Origin of the sequence: Novosphingobium sp. (assembly GCF_036803765.1) — a bacterium.
In the GTDB taxonomy this organism is placed as follows: Bacteria; Pseudomonadota; Alphaproteobacteria; order Sphingomonadales; family Sphingomonadaceae; genus Novosphingobium.
Window position 1 is genome coordinate 1 of sequence record NZ_DAIRTS010000042.1, and the last position, 18,637, is coordinate 18,637.

18 protein-coding genes and 2 pseudogenes are annotated in these 18,637 nt (G+C 62.8%); 13 read left to right on the plus strand and 7 right to left on the minus strand.

Annotation, left to right across the window (positions count from 1 at the left end; all coding sequences use genetic code 11):
- The coding region (locus tag V7Q48_RS17485; protein WP_333840381.1) for a recombinase family protein at positions 1–350 on the minus strand (350 nt) is incomplete at its 3' end.
- A 125-nt stretch (positions 351–475) separates the two neighbouring features.
- Between V7Q48_RS17485 and V7Q48_RS17490 the strand changes: the two are divergent.
- Positions 476–817, plus strand: a pseudogene (locus V7Q48_RS17490) (DUF4158 domain-containing protein); the annotation flags it as partial.
- A gap of 80 nt (positions 818–897) precedes the next feature.
- The gene (locus V7Q48_RS17495) at positions 898–2,322 is read left to right on the plus strand and encodes a transposase (protein ID WP_442947159.1); all 1,425 of its coding nucleotides are present in this window, start codon (positions 898–900) and stop codon (positions 2,320–2,322) included.
- A gap of 6 nt (positions 2,323–2,328) precedes the next feature.
- On the opposite strand, the gene V7Q48_RS17500 is transcribed toward V7Q48_RS17495, so the two are convergent.
- A complete protein-coding gene (locus V7Q48_RS17500; protein WP_004212894.1) occupies positions 2,329–2,895 on the minus strand; it encodes a recombinase family protein in 567 nt (188 codons plus the stop codon).
- A gap of 413 nt (positions 2,896–3,308) precedes the next feature.
- Between V7Q48_RS17500 and V7Q48_RS17505 the strand changes: the two genes are divergently transcribed.
- Positions 3,309–4,007 (plus strand): protein-L-isoaspartate(D-aspartate) O-methyltransferase, encoded by a 699-nt coding sequence (locus tag V7Q48_RS17505; protein WP_333840394.1) that lies wholly within the window; start codon positions 3,309–3,311, stop codon positions 4,005–4,007.
- On the opposite strand, the gene V7Q48_RS17510 is transcribed toward V7Q48_RS17505, so the two are convergent.
- Together V7Q48_RS17510 and V7Q48_RS17515 are read right to left on the minus strand one after the other, a co-directional pair.
- Positions 3,986–5,362 carry a sensor histidine kinase gene (locus V7Q48_RS17510; protein WP_333840396.1) on the minus strand — a complete coding sequence of 459 codons (1,377 nt, stop codon included), beginning with the start codon at positions 5,360–5,362 and terminating at the stop codon, positions 3,986–3,988. The two genes, V7Q48_RS17505 and V7Q48_RS17510, sit on opposite strands and share 22 nt — an antisense overlap.
- Before the next feature lie 7 nt (positions 5,363–5,369).
- Entirely contained in the window at positions 5,370–6,044 is a 675-nt protein-coding gene (locus V7Q48_RS17515) for a response regulator transcription factor (RefSeq protein WP_333840398.1), read from the minus strand.
- Positions 6,045–6,186: 142 nt separating this feature from the next.
- Here V7Q48_RS17515 and V7Q48_RS17520 point away from each other — a divergent pair, with 142 nt between their 5' ends.
- The 6 genes from V7Q48_RS17520 to V7Q48_RS17545 all read left to right on the plus strand — a co-directional run bounded on the left by V7Q48_RS17520 (position 6,187) and on the right by V7Q48_RS17545 (position 13,729).
- On the plus strand, positions 6,187–6,483 hold the full coding sequence (locus tag V7Q48_RS17520; RefSeq protein ID WP_333840400.1) for a PepSY domain-containing protein: 297 nt from the start codon (positions 6,187–6,189) through the stop codon (positions 6,481–6,483).
- A 146-nt stretch (positions 6,484–6,629) separates the two neighbouring features.
- Entirely contained in the window at positions 6,630–7,898 is a 1,269-nt protein-coding gene (locus V7Q48_RS17525) for a TolC family protein (protein WP_333840402.1), read from the plus strand.
- Entirely contained in the window at positions 7,895–8,938 is a 1,044-nt protein-coding gene (locus V7Q48_RS17530; protein WP_333840404.1) for an efflux RND transporter periplasmic adaptor subunit, read from the plus strand. The genes V7Q48_RS17525 and V7Q48_RS17530 overlap by 4 nt, the downstream gene beginning before the upstream one ends.
- Positions 8,938–12,012: an efflux RND transporter permease subunit gene (locus tag V7Q48_RS17535; RefSeq protein WP_333840406.1), complete on the plus strand. Its 3,075-nt coding sequence runs from the start codon at positions 8,938–8,940 to the stop codon at positions 12,010–12,012. The genes V7Q48_RS17530 and V7Q48_RS17535 overlap by 1 nt, the downstream gene beginning before the upstream one ends.
- Entirely contained in the window at positions 12,009–13,019 is a 1,011-nt protein-coding gene (locus V7Q48_RS17540) for a YncE family protein (protein ID WP_333840408.1), read from the plus strand. The genes V7Q48_RS17535 and V7Q48_RS17540 overlap by 4 nt, the downstream gene beginning before the upstream one ends.
- Positions 13,020–13,033: 14 nt before the next feature.
- On the plus strand, positions 13,034–13,729 hold the full coding sequence (locus tag V7Q48_RS17545) for a phosphatase PAP2 family protein (protein ID WP_333840410.1): 696 nt from the start codon (positions 13,034–13,036) through the stop codon (positions 13,727–13,729).
- Positions 13,730–13,804: 75 nt separating this feature from the next.
- On the opposite strand, the gene V7Q48_RS17550 is transcribed toward V7Q48_RS17545, so the two are convergent.
- The gene (locus V7Q48_RS17550) at positions 13,805–13,966 is read right to left on the minus strand and encodes a hypothetical protein (protein WP_333840412.1); all 162 of its coding nucleotides are present in this window, start codon (positions 13,964–13,966) and stop codon (positions 13,805–13,807) included.
- 107 nt (positions 13,967–14,073) lie between these two features.
- Here V7Q48_RS17550 and V7Q48_RS17555 point away from each other — a divergent pair, with 107 nt between their 5' ends.
- Both V7Q48_RS17555 and V7Q48_RS17560 read left to right on the plus strand, forming a co-directional pair.
- A complete protein-coding gene (locus V7Q48_RS17555; RefSeq protein WP_333840414.1) occupies positions 14,074–14,397 on the plus strand; it encodes a hypothetical protein in 324 nt (107 codons plus the stop codon).
- A gap of 85 nt (positions 14,398–14,482) precedes the next feature.
- Complete coding sequence (locus tag V7Q48_RS17560) at positions 14,483–15,124, plus strand: DedA family protein (protein WP_333840416.1); 642 nt, start codon at positions 14,483–14,485, stop codon at positions 15,122–15,124.
- A 64-nt stretch (positions 15,125–15,188) separates the two neighbouring features.
- On the opposite strand, the pseudogene V7Q48_RS17565 reads toward V7Q48_RS17560, so the two are convergent.
- Positions 15,189–15,694 (minus strand): annotated as a pseudogene (locus tag V7Q48_RS17565) (IS5 family transposase); the annotation flags it as partial.
- A 29-nt stretch (positions 15,695–15,723) separates the two neighbouring features.
- Between V7Q48_RS17565 and V7Q48_RS17570 the strand changes: the two are divergent.
- Positions 15,724–16,344 carry a pyridoxamine 5'-phosphate oxidase family protein gene (locus V7Q48_RS17570; protein WP_333840418.1) on the plus strand — a complete coding sequence of 207 codons (621 nt, stop codon included), beginning with the start codon at positions 15,724–15,726 and terminating at the stop codon, positions 16,342–16,344.
- Between the two features lie 413 nt (positions 16,345–16,757).
- On the opposite strand, the gene V7Q48_RS17575 is transcribed toward V7Q48_RS17570, so the two are convergent.
- On the minus strand, positions 16,758–17,825 hold the full coding sequence (locus V7Q48_RS17575) for an aldo/keto reductase (RefSeq protein WP_333840420.1): 1,068 nt from the start codon (positions 17,823–17,825) through the stop codon (positions 16,758–16,760).
- A gap of 88 nt (positions 17,826–17,913) precedes the next feature.
- Here V7Q48_RS17575 and V7Q48_RS17580 point away from each other — a divergent pair, with 88 nt between their 5' ends.
- Positions 17,914–18,462, plus strand: a complete 549-nt coding sequence (locus V7Q48_RS17580; RefSeq protein WP_333840422.1) for a TetR/AcrR family transcriptional regulator — start codon at positions 17,914–17,916, stop codon at positions 18,460–18,462.
- The last annotated feature ends 175 nt before the right edge of the window (positions 18,463–18,637 follow it).

Sequence of the window (18,637 nt, forward strand, 5' to 3'; positions counted from 1 at the left end):
GTGGCAAAAATGCCGAACACCATCCGGCCCGATGGCGTCGTGGTGTCGATCTGCGCGCCCTTGCCGGTGAGCACCCGCAGACCGATACCGCGATCCGACAGATTCTGCACCGTGCTGACCAGGTGGGTGAGCGTTCGGCCGAGCCGGTCGAGCTTCCAAACGATGAGGACATCGCCGTCGCGCAACGATTTCAGGCAGGCGGCAAGACCGGGGCGATCATCACGGCTACCGGATGCACGATCATCATAGATATTGCCTGGCTCGACACCGGCAGCGCGAAGGGCATCGTGCTGCAGGTCGAGCGACTGCGAGCCGTCGGCTTTGGACACGCGGGCGTAGCCGATCAGCATGGATCACAAACGAAGGTTTGAGGCGGTGACGAACATGAGCACATAAGATTGGGCTATTGTGTATCTTAACCAGCATCTCAATCAAGCTATCTCAAACCGTAGCTCGGAAAGAATAAGGAGCATGTATGCCGCGTCGCGTGACCCTGACCGATCGACAGCGCGAGGCGCTGCTTCACTTGCCGGTCGATCAAGGTGAGCTGCTGCGGCACTATACCCTCAGCGATGAGGATCTCGGGCATATCCGCCAGCGCCGGCGCGCCCACAATCGTTTTGGCTTCGCGCTGCAACTGTGCGTCCTGCGCTACCCGGGCCGGGTGCTCGCTCCTGGCGAGTTGATCCCGGCGCAGGTATCGGATTTCATCGCGGCCCAGCTCGGCCTGACCAGCGACGATCTACTCCTCTATGCCGCGCGCGAGGAGACCCGGCACGAGCATCTGGCGGACCTTCGCCGAATCTACGGCTATCGCTCGGGGCTGTTGAAAAAAGCCGGGTGATCCGATCGCGTTCCTAACGGGTTCCCTGCTTCGACACATCGGGAGCAGCGGCCATGATGGGTGAGCAACAGCGAGGCGGCAAGGGCGCAAGTTGGCGGGCGCTGGGAGCGATGATCCCCGCCGATCACATCCTACGCAGGATAGACGGGCTGATCGACCTGGGTGAACTGCGCGATGCGCTCGCCCCGCACTACAGTCGCCGTGGGCGTCCCTCGATCGCGCCCGAACTGCTGATCCGCATGTCGCTGATCGCTCGCCTCTATGGCATCACGTCGGAGCGCCGTCTGTGCGAGGAAGTCCGCTTCAACCTCGCTTATCGCTGGTTCTGCCGATTGCCGCTCGACGCGCGGGTGCCGCACCATTCGACGTTCAGCAAGAACCGGCATGGCCGCTTCCGCGATGCCGGCATTTTCCGCATCCTGTTCGAGCAGACGGTGCGGCGCTGCGCCGACGCGGGGCTGATCGCCCACAAGGATGCCGCAATCGACGCATCGTTCGTCGCGGCTGATGCAAGCTGGCAGCGCAAGATGCGGCACGCCGACATGGCCGCGCCCCGGCTTCCCCGCCCGGTTTGTGAATGGCTGGCGGATCAGGCCAATGCTCCACCGCAGGAACATGGCGTACCGCGTGGCAAGCCGGCCGAGGTGTCACGCACCGATCCGGCGTCGGCGTGGTCGGCGCGCACGGCGCGGGGCCGGTTCGGCTATGCCTTCAATGTCCTGATTGACACGCCGGGAGGGGTGGCGATTGACGTGGAGGCCAGTCCTGCACGCTTCGCGGCGGAAGTCGATGCGGGGCGGACCATGCTGGCACGGGCCGATAATCGGTTCGGCTACCAGCCAAAGCGCGTCGCGGCCGACACCGCCTATGGCAGCGCCGCGTTCCTGGCGTTCGTCAACGATCGCGGCACCATTCCGCATATCCCGGTGCTGGAACGCTCCGAGCAAACCAAGGGCAAGTTCCCTCGTGAAGCCTTCCGCTATGAGCGCGAGCAGGACCGCTATGTCTGTCCTGCTGGCAAGATACTGCCCTTTCGGGGTGCCGATCGTCGGACCGGCTTTCTCCGATACAGCGCCAGCCCTGCCGATTGCCGGGCCTGCCACCTCAAACGGAAATGCACCACAGGCAGCAACAGGTCGGTCACGCACAGCGAGTATGAGGACGTGCGCGAGCTGGTACGCGGCGAGATGCAGACGCCGCTATTCAAGCGGTCGATGCGGTTGCGTCGGGGCGTCGAGCGGGTGTTTGCCGATGCGAAGGGTAAGCGGGGGCTGACCCGGCTGCACCTTCGCGGCCTGCGCGGTGCCGAGGAAGAGTTTCTGTTGGGCGCGGCCATTGCCAATCTCGTGCTGCTGGCCCGCCCCGCCGCACGACCGGCCCGTACCCGCCGTCCGCCCCCGGTGCCGGAACGGATCGACCACATGGCCCGGATCAGCCGGGGCCGGTTCGAGCAATCCTACTACGCGACGATCTTCTGACGCTGGTTAGCCGGGTTCGCGCTCGGCCGCAGGGAAGTGGCGATAGAAGGTGGAACGGCCGACCTGTAGCAGCTTCGCGACCTTCGCCGGTTTGTCGCCGGCCTTGAGCAGCTTACGGGCGGTGTCAAGCATGTCGGGCGTCATGACCGACTTGCGGCCTCCGCCCGTGCCGCCCTTTGCCCGTGCCGCTGCCAATCCGGCGATCGTCCGTTCCTTTATCAGTTCGCGCTCCATCTCCGCGACGGAAGCAAGGATATGGAACAGCAGCCGGCCCGATGGGGTCGCCGTGTCGAACCCGTCCGTCAGCGATCGGAAATCAATCTTGCGAGCGGACAAGTCCGCCGCCAGTTCGATCAGGCCCCCGATCGATCGGCCAAGGCGATCGAGCTTCCATATCACCAGCGTGTCACCGGCCCGCACGAAATTGAGGGCTTCGGTCAGACCGGGCCTGTTCAGCTTCGCGCCGCTCACCTTGTCGGTGAACAGCTTTTCGCAGCCGGCCTTGGTCAGCGCATCGGTTTGTAGCGTCAGGTCCTGGTCGGAGGTCGAGACACGCGCATAACCAACCAGCATGAGTCCCGTTATCCCATCTCAAACAGCGAATTTCGGGACTCATATTTCGGGAACATATTTTGGGAAAGCCCCGGCGAGGATAGGGCGCGTTTTTGTGCCGGTGCCGGTCGTCCCGTTGGAGGTTCCCAATCGGGAATACGTCGGGTGATGGCCTCAAGTCACTGATTGGAGCTTCCTCGGAATATTGGTGAATCGCATAGTTCCTGCGATCTTGGCGTAACCTCGTAGGTGTTAGCACGCATCCAATACCCGACACCGCTCCCCCACCACACCAACCATCGATCACGGGTCGCCGACGGAGGCACGATAGCGTGCGTAAAGGTATCTATCTGGGATTAGGTACAGCCTGTCTGATGGGCGCCGCGGTAGCTTTGGGTTCTCCAGTGTCAGATCGAACTGGTGAGCGTGCACGAATGATTGCCTCTATCAAGGCAGCAGCGGCTGACGTTCCGCTGCTGCGGGCGGATCCCACTTTTCAAGCGGCAGTTGCGGTGGAGGCAAATCTCCCGCGCGAAGACTTCGTGCCCCGCGCCGCGAAAACACAAGCCTATGTAGGGGCGCCGCTGGAGATCGGATGGCAGCAGACGATTTCCGATCCCTACATAATGGCAATCATGACGGCAGCGAGCCGAGTGGGACGGGGGTCCCGTGTGCTGGAGATCGGAACCGGCTCCGGCTATCAGGCTGCCATTCTTGCCGAACTGGGCGCAGATGTATCGACGATTGAAATCGTCCCACAACTGGCACGCAAGGCAGCCGCAACCTTGCGCCGACACGGCTATCGACGGGTTCGGGTGCGTGTCGGAGATGGCTTCGCTGGGTGGCCCGAGCGGGCACCGTTCGATGCGGTCATGGTCACTGCCGGGTCTGCATCCGTCCCGACGCCCCTGCTTGACCAGTTGCGAACCGGCGGGAGGCTGGTGATGCCGATCGGTCCGTCCACGGCCACCGAGCGGCTGGAGGTCTTCACGAAGCAGGCTGATGGAAGCGTCGTCGCCTGCTCACTCGGCTGGGCGATGTTCGTGCCGCTCACGGGCCGCGGCTACGCAGCGGACCGGCCGGGCATTGGCGATCACGCCAAACCCTGGTGCTATGGGGCGTCCGTTACCTGAGTGTCGACGGACGGCAGGCGAAACACGAGACGAACGCACAAGCCTTCCACGCTTTCAGGGATGATGCAGTCCGCCTGATGCAGATTGGCGATAGCCGCTACGAGCGCCAAGCCCAGCCCCGCACCTTCCGTGTTGCGACTGGCATCCCGCCTGTAGAAGCGTCGAAAGACCTTTTCCCGTTCCTCGGGCGGTATCCCTGGCCCGGTGTCGCAAATATCGACGATGGCTTGGGTGCCATCCACCTTGAGGCAGGAGATGATACGTGTACCGCTCGGGGTGTGGACGATCGCGTTTTCGATCAGGTTGGTAAACAGCTGAGCGAGGAGGTCTACGTCCCCGAACACCGCGACCCCTGCTGGATGTTGAGCGATGAAGGTCTGGCCTGAGTCCTCGACGACTGGTGCATAGGCAGCATGGATGCGATCGAGCAATTCGGACAGGTCGACGAGCGCGAAACGTCGTCGACCGACTCCCCCCTCGATCGAACCGATACGCAACAGGGCTTCAAACGTTGCAAGCAGTCCGTTGGTCTGCTCCACTGCCGCATCGATATTTTCGAGATCGCCTATGCTGGCCGCCTGCATGCGTTCCAGGCGTTGATGAAGGCGGGTGAGCGGCGTGCGGAGATCATGTGCGATGTCTGTGGATACCTGTCGCAGGGCATCCATCGCAGCAGCGTTCCGGTCGAGCATACGATTGAGATTGCGGATCAGATCGTCGAACTCAGGGCCGAAACCAATCGGCGGGAGCCGTTCGGCGCGTTCGCCATCCACGATCCGATCAATGGTCCGATTGACCGTCGCCAGTCGACGCAGGAAAATGCGTCCGACCAGATAGCCTCCGATCAGCGCGAAAGTCGCGATGGCGAGGCCGCTCCAAATCGTAAAGCGTTCGAGCCTATGTCGCAGCTGCAGGACGTCGAAGCTGTCCGTCGCGACGACAAGCATCAACCCATTGGGCAGCCGAGTTTGTCGCGCCGCGAGATGTTCAAAGCGCCGGCTCCCGTCAAAATCCTCCGGCACCGTCACGACGCCCTGATCGTCCTGCGCGGCACGAAGAGGAAGATCGCCTGCCAGGCGGTGGCCTGTTCCGTCGATAAGGAGGTATCTGTACGGAGGATCGACGTCGCTGCCTCGGTGTCGTGCAATCGCGTCCGTCAGTCCTGACAGCCCCAATTCGGCATATTCGGACGCCAGAACCGACGCTTCTGCACGAAGCATTCCGTCGCTCGCTTCCTGGGCATAATAGCCCATCTGCCGCTCGACTACGAGCAACAGGGCACCAGCGCCGAGGGCGACAACGACCGCCAGCATCAGGGCGAAACGAAAGGCCGCACTTCTAAAGGCGGCGAGCATGAGCGATCTAGCCTGCATCGATCCGGTAGCCGGCCCCTCGTATTGTCTGGATCAGCTCACGTCCAAAACCCCGATCCACCTTGGCGCGCAACCGACTCATGTGGCTCTCGATCACGTTGGTCTTGGGGTCGAAGTGAAACGACCAGACATTTTCGAGCAGCATCGTGCGCGTCACTACCTCGCCTGCGTGCAGCATAAGATATTCGAGTAGCTTCAACTCCTGCGACTGCAATTCCACCCTTTGCCCCGCACGTGTGACGCTCCGGCGGATGCGATCCAGCACGAGGTCGCCGACCGTGATCGTAGCCGCAACCTCAGAGATGGGGGGACGGCGGGCCAGAGCATTGATCCGGGCAAGCAGCTCGGTCGCCGCGAAGGGTTTTGCCAGATAGTCGTCGGCGCCCGATTCCAGTCCTTCGACCCGGTCCTCGACGCCGTTCATGGCAGTCAGGAAGAGGGCAGGCGTCCGTATCCCGGCCGCCCGTATTGCCTTTAGCGCCGGCAGGCCTGCGATGCCGGGCACCATCCGGTCGAGGATCAGAACAGCGTAATCGCCGGAAGACGCCAGAAAGATCGCGTCTTGGCCGGTCGTGCAGGCGTCGACCACATGGCCTGCGTCCTTCAGGACGCGTTGTAGATCTTCCCGTGTCCCATCATCGTCTTCGAGCAGCAAGAGCTTCATTGAGCGATCATCCCCTATGCTGACCGGTGCAGCAAGTTGGGCATAATCAATCTTCCCCCCATCGGCGACGAAGCTTGCCTCCCGTAGTCAGAGGGCAGGGCAACCCGCCCTCTGGAGTTGTGTCATGCATTGTACGCGTTTGATGCTGGGCCTGCTGAGCGTTGCGGCGGTCAGCGGCACGGCTGTCGCTGCGCCGGCGAAGATGAAGGGAAGCCAATACGCTGCTCAGGCCAAGGTTTCTCTCTCTATGGCGCGTCAGACCGCTCTGAAGGTGCGTCCCGGCGCAATCACCGATCAGGAGCTGGAAAAGGAGAAGGGCGGCAGCGGCCTGCGCTATTCTTTCGATATCACCAGCCACGGCAAGCCCTATGAAGTTGGGGTCGATGCGCGAACTGGCGCGGTTCTCGAAAATGTTGCGGAAGGCAAAAATCCGGATTGAACGACAGGGATTGGCCGGCATGGTGACGACCGATGCCGGCCTGAAGGCATGATGGAGGCATGGTGGTCGGAAGAACGATGAGGGGCGTCCAATCCGCTCTGCTTGCAACGTTGCTGGCGGGGTGTGCGCACTACACTCCTCTTCCGTTGACCAAGGAAACTCCGCTTGTGCCCGCTATCGGCGCACTACAGGGCGGTGCAAACGTCACCCCGTCCAAGACGCCCCTTATAGTCAGCGATGTGGTCATGTTAGCGCTGGCAAATAACCCGGATTTGCGCGCGGCGCGTCTGAAACGTGGGATTGCTCAGGGGCAGGCCACGCAGGCTGCGATCATTGCCAACCCATCTCTATCCGGCGCCTTCCTTCCACTGCTTTCAGGAGCGGGCAGCGTCCCGGCCTGGAACCTCGGGTTGGCGCAAGATATCAAGAGCCTCATCACCTATCGTGCCCGACGCCGCGCGGCGATGGCCAGTACGGGGCAAGTGGCGGCGGATATCGTGTGGCAGGAATGGCAGATCGCCGGACAGGCGCGGCAGCTTGCCACCGATATAATCGTCGGCACCCGAAGTCGCCCGACCTACGTTGCCGCCTTCAATCTTTTATCTGATCGGAACGGGAAACTCGAACGCGCGCTCGCTGCCCGCACCGTGACGCTTGTCACCGTCGCTCCGGACCGCGTCGCGCTCCAAGCGGCACGTACGTCACTCAATGCGCTCGACCAGACGTTACTGTCGCAGCGTCATCAGCTGAATGCCTTGCTGGGGCTAAGGCCTGATGCCGTTGTGCCACTCGCCGACGCACCTGACCTCCCGTCATTCTCGCCCGCCGTCATTCGTGAAGGGCTGGCGACGCTGCCGGATCGCCGCCCCGATCTTCTGGCGCTGCGCCTTGGCTATGCTGCGGCGGACGAACAGCTGCGTGTCGCTATCCTGTCGCAATTTCCTGACCTGATCCTTGGCGGGTCCGTTTCCAGCGACAATTCCAGGGTCATTAATGGCGGCCCGAATGTACAGGTCGGCCTCCCCATCTTCGATCGTAACCAAGGCAACGTCGCGATCGCCCACGCGACCCGCGCGCAGCTTCATGCCGATTATTCGGCGCGTCTCGCGGCCGCTATCGGCACGGTCGGAGCGCTGCTTCAGGAATATGAACAGCTGGCCGCGCAACTGACGGTCGCGCGCCGCGATTTGCCCGCCGCCCGTTCCGCTGCTGCCCGGGCGCAGGCGGCGTTCGGCGCCTCCAATATCGATGAACGGGGCTATGTCGACCTCGTCTCCAATCGCTTCGCCAAGGAAGAGGAGATCATGACCCTGGAACTCGCGCTGTTCGATCGACAGATCGCCATCCAGACTTTGGTCGGCGATGGCTTGCCGGCTGTCGAACTTCCGGTTGAACAAGCGGGGCTGGTTCGATGACCCAGATTTATCCAAGGATCTTGGCTTTCCTCCTCCTGCTACCGATCGCTGCATGCAGCGGAACTTCGACTACGCCCGATCCAGGCGCGACATCGACGCCCAGCGTACTCGTCAGCACCGTCGCGCCCCGGCAGGGGGCATTGCCCGCCGTCGTCACAGCCTATGGCTCCGTGGCACCGTCCGAAATCGGCACCCGCACTTTCAACGAGGCGCAGCCTGGTCAGGTTACGCGGCTGTTCGTTTCCCCCGGCAGCGCGATAAAGGCTGGGCAACCGCTGGCGACGTTCGTCACCGCGCCGACTGCGCGTAGCGCCTATGAGCAAGCGGTGAGTGCCTTGGCGGCCGCGCAGAAAGCGCGCGCCAGCACCGCGCAATTACTCACCCAGCAACTCGCTACGACCGATCAGCTAGTTCAGGCCGACAAGGCGGTGTCCGATGCACGAACGTCGCTTGCCGCACTCCGAGCAGAGGGGGCCGGATCCCCGACCCATACTATCATGGCGCCGTTTGCGGGCGTCATCACAGCCGTCGCCGTTGCCCAAGGCGACCGTACCGCTGCGGGTGCAACAATCCTGACCGTTGCGCGATCGGGCGGGGTCGTGGTTACCGTCGGAATTAATCCCTCGCAGCGTGGCACCGTCGCCATCGGCCAGAGCGCGTCGCTGAAGCGCCTGTCCGGGGGCGGCACACTCGAAGGCAATGTCGTCCGCGTCGACGGCGCGCTGAATGCCGTAACCAAGATGGTGGACGTCGACCTGTCATTCCCGGCGGGAGCACTTCTGCCGGGCGAACCGATGCAGGTCGACATCCGAACGGGCGAGGTCACCGGATGGGTCGTACCGCATGCAGCCGTCGTCACCGCCGGCGGCAACCCGAGAATTTTCCAAATCCAGGGCGGCAAGGCGAAAGCGGTGCCAGTCGCCGTCAAACTGGCATCCGACGCCGGCGACGTGGTTGATGGTGCCCTGTCACCACGCCGCCCGCTGATCGTCGCGGGCGCCTATCAGGTCAACGACGGCGACGCCGTCCGGAGCCGGTGATGCTCGAGCGGCTTCTCCGCACCCAATCACGTGCGTTCGTTCTTGTCGGTTTGGCCTTGGCGCTCGCAGGCATCGTCTCGGCATTGTCGCTACCGATCGGTCTGTTCCCGCAAGTGTCGTTCCCCCGCGTCGTGGTCGATCTGGACTCGGGGAGCCGTCCTGCCGATCAGACCGCACTGACCGTCACCCGCCCCGTCGAGGAGGCGATCCGCGCCATTCCCGGGGTCAATAACGTCCGCTCCGAGACGGCGCGAGGCACAGCGCAAATCTCGATCGACTTCGGTTGGGGGCGCGACATGATCGCGAGTACGCTGCTGGTCGATACCGCAGTTGGCCGCATCCTGCCGTCATTGCCTGCCGGAACGCAATACAATGTGCGGCGCATGGACCCGACTGTCTTCCCGATCATATCCTACGCGCTCGTTTCCGACCGTGCTGATCCAGCACAGCTGCAGGATTTTGCGCGATACCAGATCACGCCGCTGCTTTCCTCGATCACTGGTCTTGCCCGCGTTGGCGTTCAGGGCGGTGACACGGCGGAGGTCGAGGTGCTCGCCGATCCCCAGCGGCTCGCGAGTTACGGCCTCGCGATGACTGATCTGGCAACGGCTATCCGTAACGGCAACGTGCTGAGCGCTGTGGGCCAGGTCCAGGATCGGGGACGCCTGTCGCTCGTCATTGCTGACCGCAGCGTCGCCAGTGCCGCGCAGATCGGCGACATCGTGGTCAAGGCGGCACCGGCGGGCGTCGTGCGGGTGCGGGACGTCGCGACCGTGCAGAATGGCGCGGTGCCCGTCTGGCAGCGGATCGTCGAGGATGGAAAGCCCGCCGTCCTGTTCAATATCTATGAGCAGCCCGACGGCAATGCGGTGCAGATCGCCCGGCAAGTGCAGGCGAAGCTGGCGGGCGTGAAGCTGCCTGCCGGGGTCAAGCTGGTCAATTGGTACGATCAGAGCGAACTGGTCACCCAGTCGGTCGCGAGTGTCCGCGATGCGGTGCTGATCGGCCTTGTGCTGGCAGCACTGGTGCTGCTTCTCTTTCTGCGCAGCTGGCGTGTGACACTCGTCGCGGTGATCGTCGTGCCGGCCACGCTGGCGGCGACAGTGCTGGTGCTGAGCATGCTCGGCATGAGCTTCAACATCATGACCCTCGGCGGAATCGCCGCAGCCGTGGGACTGCTGATCGACGACGTCATCGTCATGGTCGAGCACATCGCCCGACGCGCCGGCGAGACGCGGCCGGACGGCAACGTGGCCGGCGATGCCGCAGTCATCCCGGCCGCGCGCGAGTTCATGGCCCCGCTGACCGGGTCGAGCCTTGCGACGCTGATCGTCTTCGTTCCGCTTTCATTCCTGACCGGCGTGACCGGCGCCTTCTCCAAGGCGCTGTCGGTGACGATGGCGGTAGCACTCGCCATTTCCTGGGCAATGACCGCCTTTGTGGTGCCCGTCCTCGTGCGCTGGTTGGTAGATTTCCGCACTTGGCGAGACCCCGGTGTCGCCGGCGAAGGGCGCCTTGCGGTGATCCACGACAAGGGCCTGAACCGTCTGTCGGCCCGCCCTTGGCTGCTCGGCGTCATCTTCGTGCCGCTGCTTATAATTGGATATGTCGGCTATTCGAAGGTGCCGACGGGCTTCATGCCGAAGGTCGATGAAGGCGGCTTCGTCATGGATTACTACACCGCCCCCGGCACCTCGCTTGACGAAAGCGGGCGTCAGGTCGGTCAGATCGACCAACTGCTTCGAGCCAATCCAGAGGTGCTGACCTTCTCGCGGCGGCTCGGCACCGGCCTCGGTGGCGATCTCGGCCAGAGCTATCACGGCGACTATTTCGTCCGGCTAAAGCCGAACCACAGCCGGCCAACCGAGGACGTAGCTGCCGCCGTCGCCGACGAAATCGGGGTCAAGGTGCCGGGCGTCCAAGTCGAAGTCGCTCAGCTCATTGAGGATCTGATCGGCGATCTGACCGCCGTCCCGCAGCCAATCGAGGTCAAGCTCTATTCGTCCGACCCGACCGTGCTTGATGCCCAGGCGAAGAAGGTCGCAGCCCTAATCGGGAAGATTGACGGCGTCGTTGAGGTGAAGGACGGCGTTCAACTAGCTGGTGACGCGCTCGATGTCCGCGTGGACCCTGTCCGCGCCGGCGTGGAAGGGGTCGCGCCCTCAGACGTCGAGGCACAGCTGTCTACCGCTCTGAGCGGCACAGTCGCCACAACCCTTGCCCGACCAGACAAGGCCATCGACGTGCGCGTCCGGCTACCCCAAGCGATGACGATCAGCCAGACCGGGCTCGCGCAACTGCCCATCCGTGCCACCGATGGCCATGTATTTCCGCTATCGCGTGTCGCCACCATCGAGGCGGTCATCGGCCAGCCACAGATCGCCCGCGAGAACTTGGAACCGATGGTGGCCGTGACCGGTCGTATCCAAGGTCGTGGGATCGGTGCTGCCGTTGGCGACGTAACCAAGGCCCTTGACCAGCCAGGCGTACTGGCACCCGGCATCCGCTACGAGCTGGGCGGCCTCTATCAGCAGCAGCAGATCGCCTTCGCCGGCCTCATCAAAGTATTCGGCGCAGCCCTCGTCGCCGAGCTGGTGTTGCTACTTGTGCTGTACCGGCGGTTCTGGTTGCCCGTCATCATCATCGGCTGCTCGCTGCTATCGACTACGGCAGTGTTCACCGCCCTATGGCTCGCCGGCGTCGACCTAAACATCACGGCGCTAATGGGCATGACGATGATTATCGGCATCGGCACCGAGATGGCGATCTTCTACGTCTCCGAGTTCGAGGAGCTCTGCCACACCATGCCGCCCGCCCTCGCGACGCGCGAGGCAAGCCGCAATCGCCTGCGCCCGATCACGATGACGACGCTGGCGGCGATTTTGACGCTACTGCCGCTGGCGCTCGCGATCGGTCAGGGCTCAGGCATCCAGCAGCCGCTTGCGATCGCGATCATCGCCGGCCTGCTGTTGCAATACCCGCTCGTTCTCTTGGCAATGCCGATCCTCGTGCGGCTGACCCTACCGCATCCCGACCATGATCCTGCCATTCCAGAACAGGGAAGCGCACGATGAAGAGCGTATTGACGACTACCATCCTGGCGCTGACATCCTTCGCCGCGTCGGAGGCTGCCCCGCCGGCGCCAGCGTATCGCGTCGCGGCTACGATCTCCGGTCCGGACGGCGGGGGATGGGATTATGCCCGCGTCGATCCCGTCGATCACCGCCTCTACATCGCGCGGTCGATCTCGGTCACCGTCATCGACACCAGACGTGAGCGGGCAGTCGGATCGATCGGCACCATCGCGCATGGTCATGCGGTCGTACCGCTTCCCGATGGGCGCCTCATGGCTACAAGCGGCGACGATGCCTCGGTCCGTTTTTTCTCAACCTCCGATGGTCGCGAACTGGGCCGTGTCGCGGTCGGCGAGAAACCCGACGCTGCGATCGTCTCGGCTGATGGCAAGACCGGCTTCGTCATGGATACCAAGGCCGGCTCGGTATCGATCATCGACACGACAGCGATGCGGACGCTGCGCACTGTGCAGCTCAAGCCCGGCCTTGAATATGCTGCGCTGACGCCAAAAGGCACGCTGTTCGTCAATGACGAGGACGCAAACGAGATCGAGGTCGTCGATATCCGTCGCGGCACGGCCGCTGCGCCGATCGCCTTGCCAGGGTGCACCGAGCCATCTGGCCTCGCCTATGACGTGAAAACGGATCGCCTCATCGCCGCGTGTGCCAACGGTAAGGCGGCCATCGTCACTGGCTCAAACCGCAAACTTTCGCAGCTGGTCGACATAGGTGAAGGCCCAGATGCCGTCATTTTAGATCCGCAGCGTCGCTTGGCGTTCATTCCCTGCGGCAAGGACGGAGTGTTGGACATCCTGTCTCTCAAAGGCGCCGTCGTGAAGCGCGTGGGGCGTATCAAAACTGCCGGGGGTGCCCGGACGGGGGCGCTCGATCCGGACAGCGGTGCGATCTACCTGCCGACAGCGTCGTTTGGTCCGCCAGCCAAGCCTGGCACCCGCCCGGTCGCAACCCCTGGGACGTTCAAGGTCTTGGTTGTGAAGCCGGCGTGACCGGGCCTTATGGAATGACCCGGACTGCGGTGCTGGCACAAATCCTCACCAAGGCCGCGCTGGTTGCGTTTGGCGGAGGGCTTTTATTAGTCGTCGCATCACTGTTCGCTACGGGCCGCGTAACGGGCTTCGATCCGTCCATTCTACTATGGATGCGCAAGCACACCGGCGATCATGGTTGGGTGGTCGCCATTGCGCGCGTCGTAACGGTGATGGGAGACAATGCCACCCTGTGGATCGCAACTGCGGTCGCGATCGGAGTGTGCGCCATAAGGCGGCGTTGGCAGTGGTGCGCCTATCTCGCAGGCACGACCGCAGGCGGGGCCGTCATCATCAGTGCGATCAAGGCGGCGGTGAACCGGCCCAGGCCTATGATAGTCTCGCATCTCGTGGATGTTCAGACTGCAAGCTTTCCAAGTGGGCACGCCATGGACTCCGCCTTCGTCTATGGCTCGATAGCTATCGCCATTGTGGCAGGGGCTGGTGGCGGACGTCGCTGGGATCTGGTGGTCGTCGCTGCCATGCTTTTGGTGTTTGCTATCGGTGCGTCGCGGATCGTCCTTGGCGTCCACTGGCCAACGGATGTTGCAGCTGGCTGGGCAATCGGCTTGGGCTGGACGGCCACCGTTACCCAGGTTTTCGCCCGACGGATTGGCGGAGGATCACGAACCTTCGGGACGCGGACGCTGCGCGTGAGTGAACCGAAGTGAACTGGCTGGTACGATTCTTTGGAAATCGGCGCGAACATTGCGAGCACGATCAGCCGGAGCGAGCCGGCAGATACGTCAAGCAAGATGAAAACTGCCGCAGCCAACAGTGCATGGTTCCTGCGCCGTCTCAAAGCCAAACTGTGCCGACTGACCAGACTGGGTCAAACCTCGCTGCGCAAGCGTGTCGTCGCTCGGTGCGACGTGGTGACGGCCCGGATGGCGCGCGTCGGCGATCATGCACGCCGACGCGCTACCTCGCCGTTGGCAAGGCCGGCGATCGCCGGGGCTATGTCACTGCCATCCGGGCCTTTGCTCTCAGCGGGAAGCTGGGCGATCACTTGACGATGATCGGCTATGGTCGACACCGGCGTCGGCTTGAACATTGGGCAAGGGCGCTGGGCGTTGACGCAATCGTCGCATTCTTGTCAGTCGACCTGCCCCCCAACCTTGACGTGAGCGTGTTCGATGCCGTGATTCTTGTCTCGTACGAGCCTGAGCGTCTATCCTCACTCGTGCGAACCGCTGCCGAACTTGAGCTCGCAATCGTGTTTCCCGGCGATCACGCTGACGTGTGCGCCATCACGTCGCGGACGCAAACGTCGTACACGGCGACGCCATACGACATTTTGTCCTACGGACTTGCACTGTCGCAGATATCTGCGGCGTGACGCTCTCACATCCGATCAGCCTGGATACTGCTCTCGCCTGGTTGTCTAAGCCCGACGATCGCGATCCGCACATAGGAATTTCGATATGACTGCGATCAGCAACCTGGTTGCAATGATGGCGGGCTGGATCATCGCCGCGATCGCTGCGACCGGATATATCGGTATCATCGGCTTGATGGCTCTCGAAAGCGCCTGCATCCCGCTGCCGTCTGAAATCATCATGCCGTTCAGTGGCTATCTGGTCTCGACCGGTCGCCTCAACCTGTGGCTGGTAGCGATTGCGGGGGCGATCGGCTGCAATCTCGGGTCGGCTCTTGCTTATGAGGCGGGGCACCGCGGCGGCCGCCCCATGGTCGAACGTTACGGACGCTGGCTCCTGCTCACCTCAGAGGATCTCGACCGATCGGAACGGTTTTTCGAGCGCTTTGGTGGTGCGGCTGTTCTGATCGGTCGAATGTTGCCAGGCATCCGCTCGTTTATCGCGCTGCCGGCGGGGATAGCCCGCATGCCGTTGCTCCGCTTTCATGTCTACACGTTCCTGGGATCGCTGCCCTGGTGCTTAGGTTTGGCCTATGTCGGGGAAGTGCTTGGAAGCCGATGGAGCACGGACCCGCGATTGTCGGCATTGTTTCACAAGATTGACTTGGTTCTGCTGGGGGCGATCGTGCTGGCGGCATTATGGTTTGTGTGGCGTCGCCTGAAGGGGGGCAAGCTTCACGCGCTGTGAAAACCGACTAAAAATCAGATGGCGACCTCTGGACCTCTCACCTTCGATTAGGGCTGAGACTCAATCAGAGCCAGAAGGCGAGCGCGGTTGCGATGGCGACGCCTGACAAGAAGTTGGCGGCGAGCTTGTCGTAGCGGGTAGCGACACGGCGGAAGTCCTTGAGACGGCAGAAGGCGTTCTCGATCAAGTGGCGACCGCGGTATCTGTCTTTGTCGTATCGGATCGTGCGTTTGCGGTTCCGCCGTCCGGGAATGACGGGAACGGCTCCGGCATCACGGAGCGAACGGCGCAGCCGGTCGGCGTCATAGCCCTTGTCGGCCAACAGGTAACGCATTCGACCAGCCCGTTCGAGAAGCGCGGGCGCTGCCTTCACGTCGCTGACATTGCCGGCCGTCAGCATCAGGGCATAGGGACGACCGATGACATCGGTGAGCGCGTGGATCTTGGTGGTCCAGCCACCGCGCGAGCGACCGATCGCCTGGATCTGGCGCCCCCTTTTCCGCCGAATGCCGCGCGTTGGGCCTTGATGTAAGTGCTGTCGATCGCGGTGCTCTTCGCGACCACGCCAGCAAACATGTGCTAGAGAGGCGAGGATCGGCATGGATCACGACGGGCACATCAGGACGGTGGAAGACCTAGAGGCGCTGTATGGTGCCGTCGCTCCGCCATCGGTCGTCAAAGAAGTGGATCATATCCACCCGATCTATCGCCCCTTCATCGAAGCTGCGCCCTTCGCCGTTCTGGCAACGGCGGGGCCGAGCGGACTGGACGCTACCCCACGCGGCGACCCAGCGGGATTCGTCCACATCGAGGACGCCAAAACTCTCATCCTGCCCGACCGGTGCGGAAACAACCGCATCGACAGCTTGCGGAACATCATCGGCGATCCGCGTGTGGCGTTGCTGTTTATGGTGCCGGGCGTCGGCGAAACGTTACGGGTCAACGGCACCGCCGAGATACTGGCGAGCCCGGATCACTTGACCCGTTTCGCGATGGCGGGGCAACCGCCCAAGTCGATTCTTCGCATCACCGTAAACAGCGTCTTCTTTCAGTGCAGTCGCGCCGTGATCCGCGCTGGGTTGTGGAAGCAGGAGAGCATAGTCGCGAGGGATAGTCTGCCCAGCGCCGGGTCCATCCTGCGAACGCTGTCGCAAGCTGCGATTGATGGCGACGCCTACGATCGAGCATTGCCGCAGCGGATTGCGGATACCCTATACTGAGGCCCCCGCGCTTTCCCAAAATTCGATGGTATTTCGGGAATATCCGACGCTAGCGTGACAGGAGTGATCGCCTACTGGCCGTTAAATGCCCTGTCGCTTCATCGCGGCCACAGCCGCGTTCGTGCATGGACCCCACGACGCGTAGGTCGGACAAACCGGTATGGGGGCGTCACATAAAACGGGCACGGATATACGTTTAGGAAATTGCCCCCGGATTGCTGCCCGGAACGGCAATGAGTGGTGGTGAGCGGTCCGGCGGGTTTCGGGAGGTGAACCATAGTTAGCCGCCATCGGAGATGGCTCCGAAAACGTAAGAGAGGCTCGGCCCTTGGAAAACGAGCATTCCGTGACCGTCTGCTCATACCCAACGGCATGATACAGACGGTCATCGGCGGGCACGCGGCCGTGGAGACCTATGCTACCGGGGTGGCTGAAACGTCGATCCTGTCGAATTTGCCGCCAGTGATGAGGTCAAGGATGCGCGGGTCTTCCAGCACCGTGTAAGGGTAGGCCAATGGCAACGCGCTGACTTCATCAAGCCGAGCGACCTGCTCGGCCGCTAGGGCGAGACTTGCGGCAGCCAGGTTCGTTTCAAGCTGGGCGAGCGTGCGCGGTCCGATGATCGGCAGCGCCCCCTTGGCGGCAACCCAGGCAATGGCGACCTCACCGGGGGTCACGCCTGCTTCGCTGGCTATGTCGATCAACGTGTCGATGATCGCGGTGCGCTGCGGGCTATTCTCGGGCTGGAATCCGGCACCGGCCCAGGCCTCGTCGCGCCGATCTGTCGCTTCGCCGGAGCGGTACTTGCCCGTGAGAACACCCCCGCCGAGCGGCGAATAGGCGACGACACCGAGCCCGAGCGCCTGGGCAGCCGGGATCAGTTCTTGCTCCGTTGCACGCTGCACAAGGCTGTGCTCGACCTGGATGCCGGCGATCGGCACCGCGCCCCGCAGTTCCGCGATGGTCGCTGCCCGCGCGACCCGCCATGCCGGGAAGTTGGACAGGCCCGCGTAAAGAATTTTACCGGCTCGCGTGAGGTCATCGAAGCCACGCACGATCTCCTCCAGCGGCGTAACTCCGTCCGAGACATGCGCCCAGAACAAGTCGATGCGATCGGTCTTGAGCCGCCTCAAACTGGCTTCCACCGACGACACCATGGCCTGCCGGCTGTTTCCCGTGACAAGGATGCCCGACGACGCATCGGTTTTCACGGCGAATTTGGTGGAAAGAACGAATTCGTCACGGCGCCCCGTCAGCAGGTCGCCCAGGAACGCCTCGGACTGTCCCTCCTGATAGCCGTTGGCGGTATCGAGGAAATTGCCGCCTGCATCGGCATAGGCATCGAAGATGCGACGGGCTTCGTCGGGATCGGCACCGTGGCCACCCCATGCCGTGCCGAAGTTGGCAGTTCCAAGGACAAGCTCGGACACACGCAAGCCTGTACGGGTTCCAAACGGTTTGTAGCGTAGGGTGGTAGCCATGGGGTTTCCTTAACGATCAGATGGTGTCATTAAACGGAGCAGGGCTACGTATATCCGTAGCAGTGCTCCGATTGTCAAGAAGGGTCCTATGCGTTCTGATGCACGCAAGAACTACGACCACCTGCTGAGCATCGCCCGCGAAGCCGTGGCCGAGCGGGGCGCAGATGCGTCGCTCCGCGATATTGCAAGGCGGGCCGGGGTTGGATTGGCGACGCTATACCGGCACTTCCCGACCAGAGAGGCGCTCCTAGAGGCTCTGCTGCGATCCACCTTGGACGAGTTGGCTCAGAAGGCCGCCGATCTTCAGTCATCCAAAACGTCCGATGAAGCCCTCACGCTGTGGCTGCGAGATGCCGTGGCTTTCGTACAAGGCTACCATGGTGTGGTCGCTGTGATGGCGGCGGCGCTGGAAGATGCCGATTCTGCTCTTCATGCCTCCTGCACAAATTTGCGCTCAGCAGGTGAGAACCTTCTCATACAGGCGCAAGCGGACGGGAAAGCTCGCGCCGACCTTGACGGCATTGACCTTTTCGCGCTGATCGGAGCGCTGGGCTGGGTCGGCGATCAACCGGCTTTCAACTCTCGCGTTGATCGTATCATGAGGGTGGTCGCCGACGCCCTCCTTGCTTCCAAATGACGGGTTTCAGGATAGCTCTGCGGCGCGTCGACTGTCTGCGATTGGGCGACTGCCGACTGGCAGCCTTCCAAATTGCGCTTCTGGCATGACGGCCACCAGCGGCGCATTTTTCAACAGCCCCGCTCCTTTTCGGGGCGGGGCGCACGGGATTTGCGCGAATGGATCGCTCGGGAAG

Bases quoted from the DNA above. Each gene is read 5' to 3' on its own strand.
- V7Q48_RS17495 (WP_442947159.1), top strand. From the start codon at position 898: ATGATGGGTGAGCAACAGCGAGGCGGCAAGGGCGCAAGTTGGCGGGCG.
- V7Q48_RS17500 (WP_004212894.1), bottom strand. From the start codon at position 2,895: ATGCTGGTTGGTTATGCGCGTGTCTCGACCTCCGACCAGGACCTGACG.
- V7Q48_RS17505 (WP_333840394.1), top strand. From the start codon at position 3,309: ATGATTGCCTCTATCAAGGCAGCAGCGGCTGACGTTCCGCTGCTGCGG.
- V7Q48_RS17510 (WP_333840396.1), bottom strand. From the start codon at position 5,362: ATGCTCGCCGCCTTTAGAAGTGCGGCCTTTCGTTTCGCCCTGATGCTG.
- V7Q48_RS17515 (WP_333840398.1), bottom strand. From the start codon at position 6,044: ATGAAGCTCTTGCTGCTCGAAGACGATGATGGGACACGGGAAGATCTA.
- V7Q48_RS17520 (WP_333840400.1), top strand. From the start codon at position 6,187: ATGCTGGGCCTGCTGAGCGTTGCGGCGGTCAGCGGCACGGCTGTCGCT.
- V7Q48_RS17530 (WP_333840404.1), top strand. From the start codon at position 7,895: ATGACCCAGATTTATCCAAGGATCTTGGCTTTCCTCCTCCTGCTACCG.
- V7Q48_RS17535 (WP_333840406.1), top strand. From the start codon at position 8,938: ATGCTCGAGCGGCTTCTCCGCACCCAATCACGTGCGTTCGTTCTTGTC.
- V7Q48_RS17540 (WP_333840408.1), top strand. From the start codon at position 12,009: ATGAAGAGCGTATTGACGACTACCATCCTGGCGCTGACATCCTTCGCC.
- V7Q48_RS17545 (WP_333840410.1), top strand. From the start codon at position 13,034: ATGACCCGGACTGCGGTGCTGGCACAAATCCTCACCAAGGCCGCGCTG.
- V7Q48_RS17550 (WP_333840412.1), bottom strand. From the start codon at position 13,966: ATGATCGCCGACGCGCGCCATCCGGGCCGTCACCACGTCGCACCGAGC.
- V7Q48_RS17555 (WP_333840414.1), top strand. From the start codon at position 14,074: ATGATCGGCTATGGTCGACACCGGCGTCGGCTTGAACATTGGGCAAGG.
- V7Q48_RS17560 (WP_333840416.1), top strand. From the start codon at position 14,483: ATGACTGCGATCAGCAACCTGGTTGCAATGATGGCGGGCTGGATCATC.
- V7Q48_RS17570 (WP_333840418.1), top strand. From the start codon at position 15,724: ATGGATCACGACGGGCACATCAGGACGGTGGAAGACCTAGAGGCGCTG.
- V7Q48_RS17575 (WP_333840420.1), bottom strand. From the start codon at position 17,825: ATGGCTACCACCCTACGCTACAAACCGTTTGGAACCCGTACAGGCTTG.
- V7Q48_RS17580 (WP_333840422.1), top strand. From the start codon at position 17,914: ATGCGTTCTGATGCACGCAAGAACTACGACCACCTGCTGAGCATCGCC.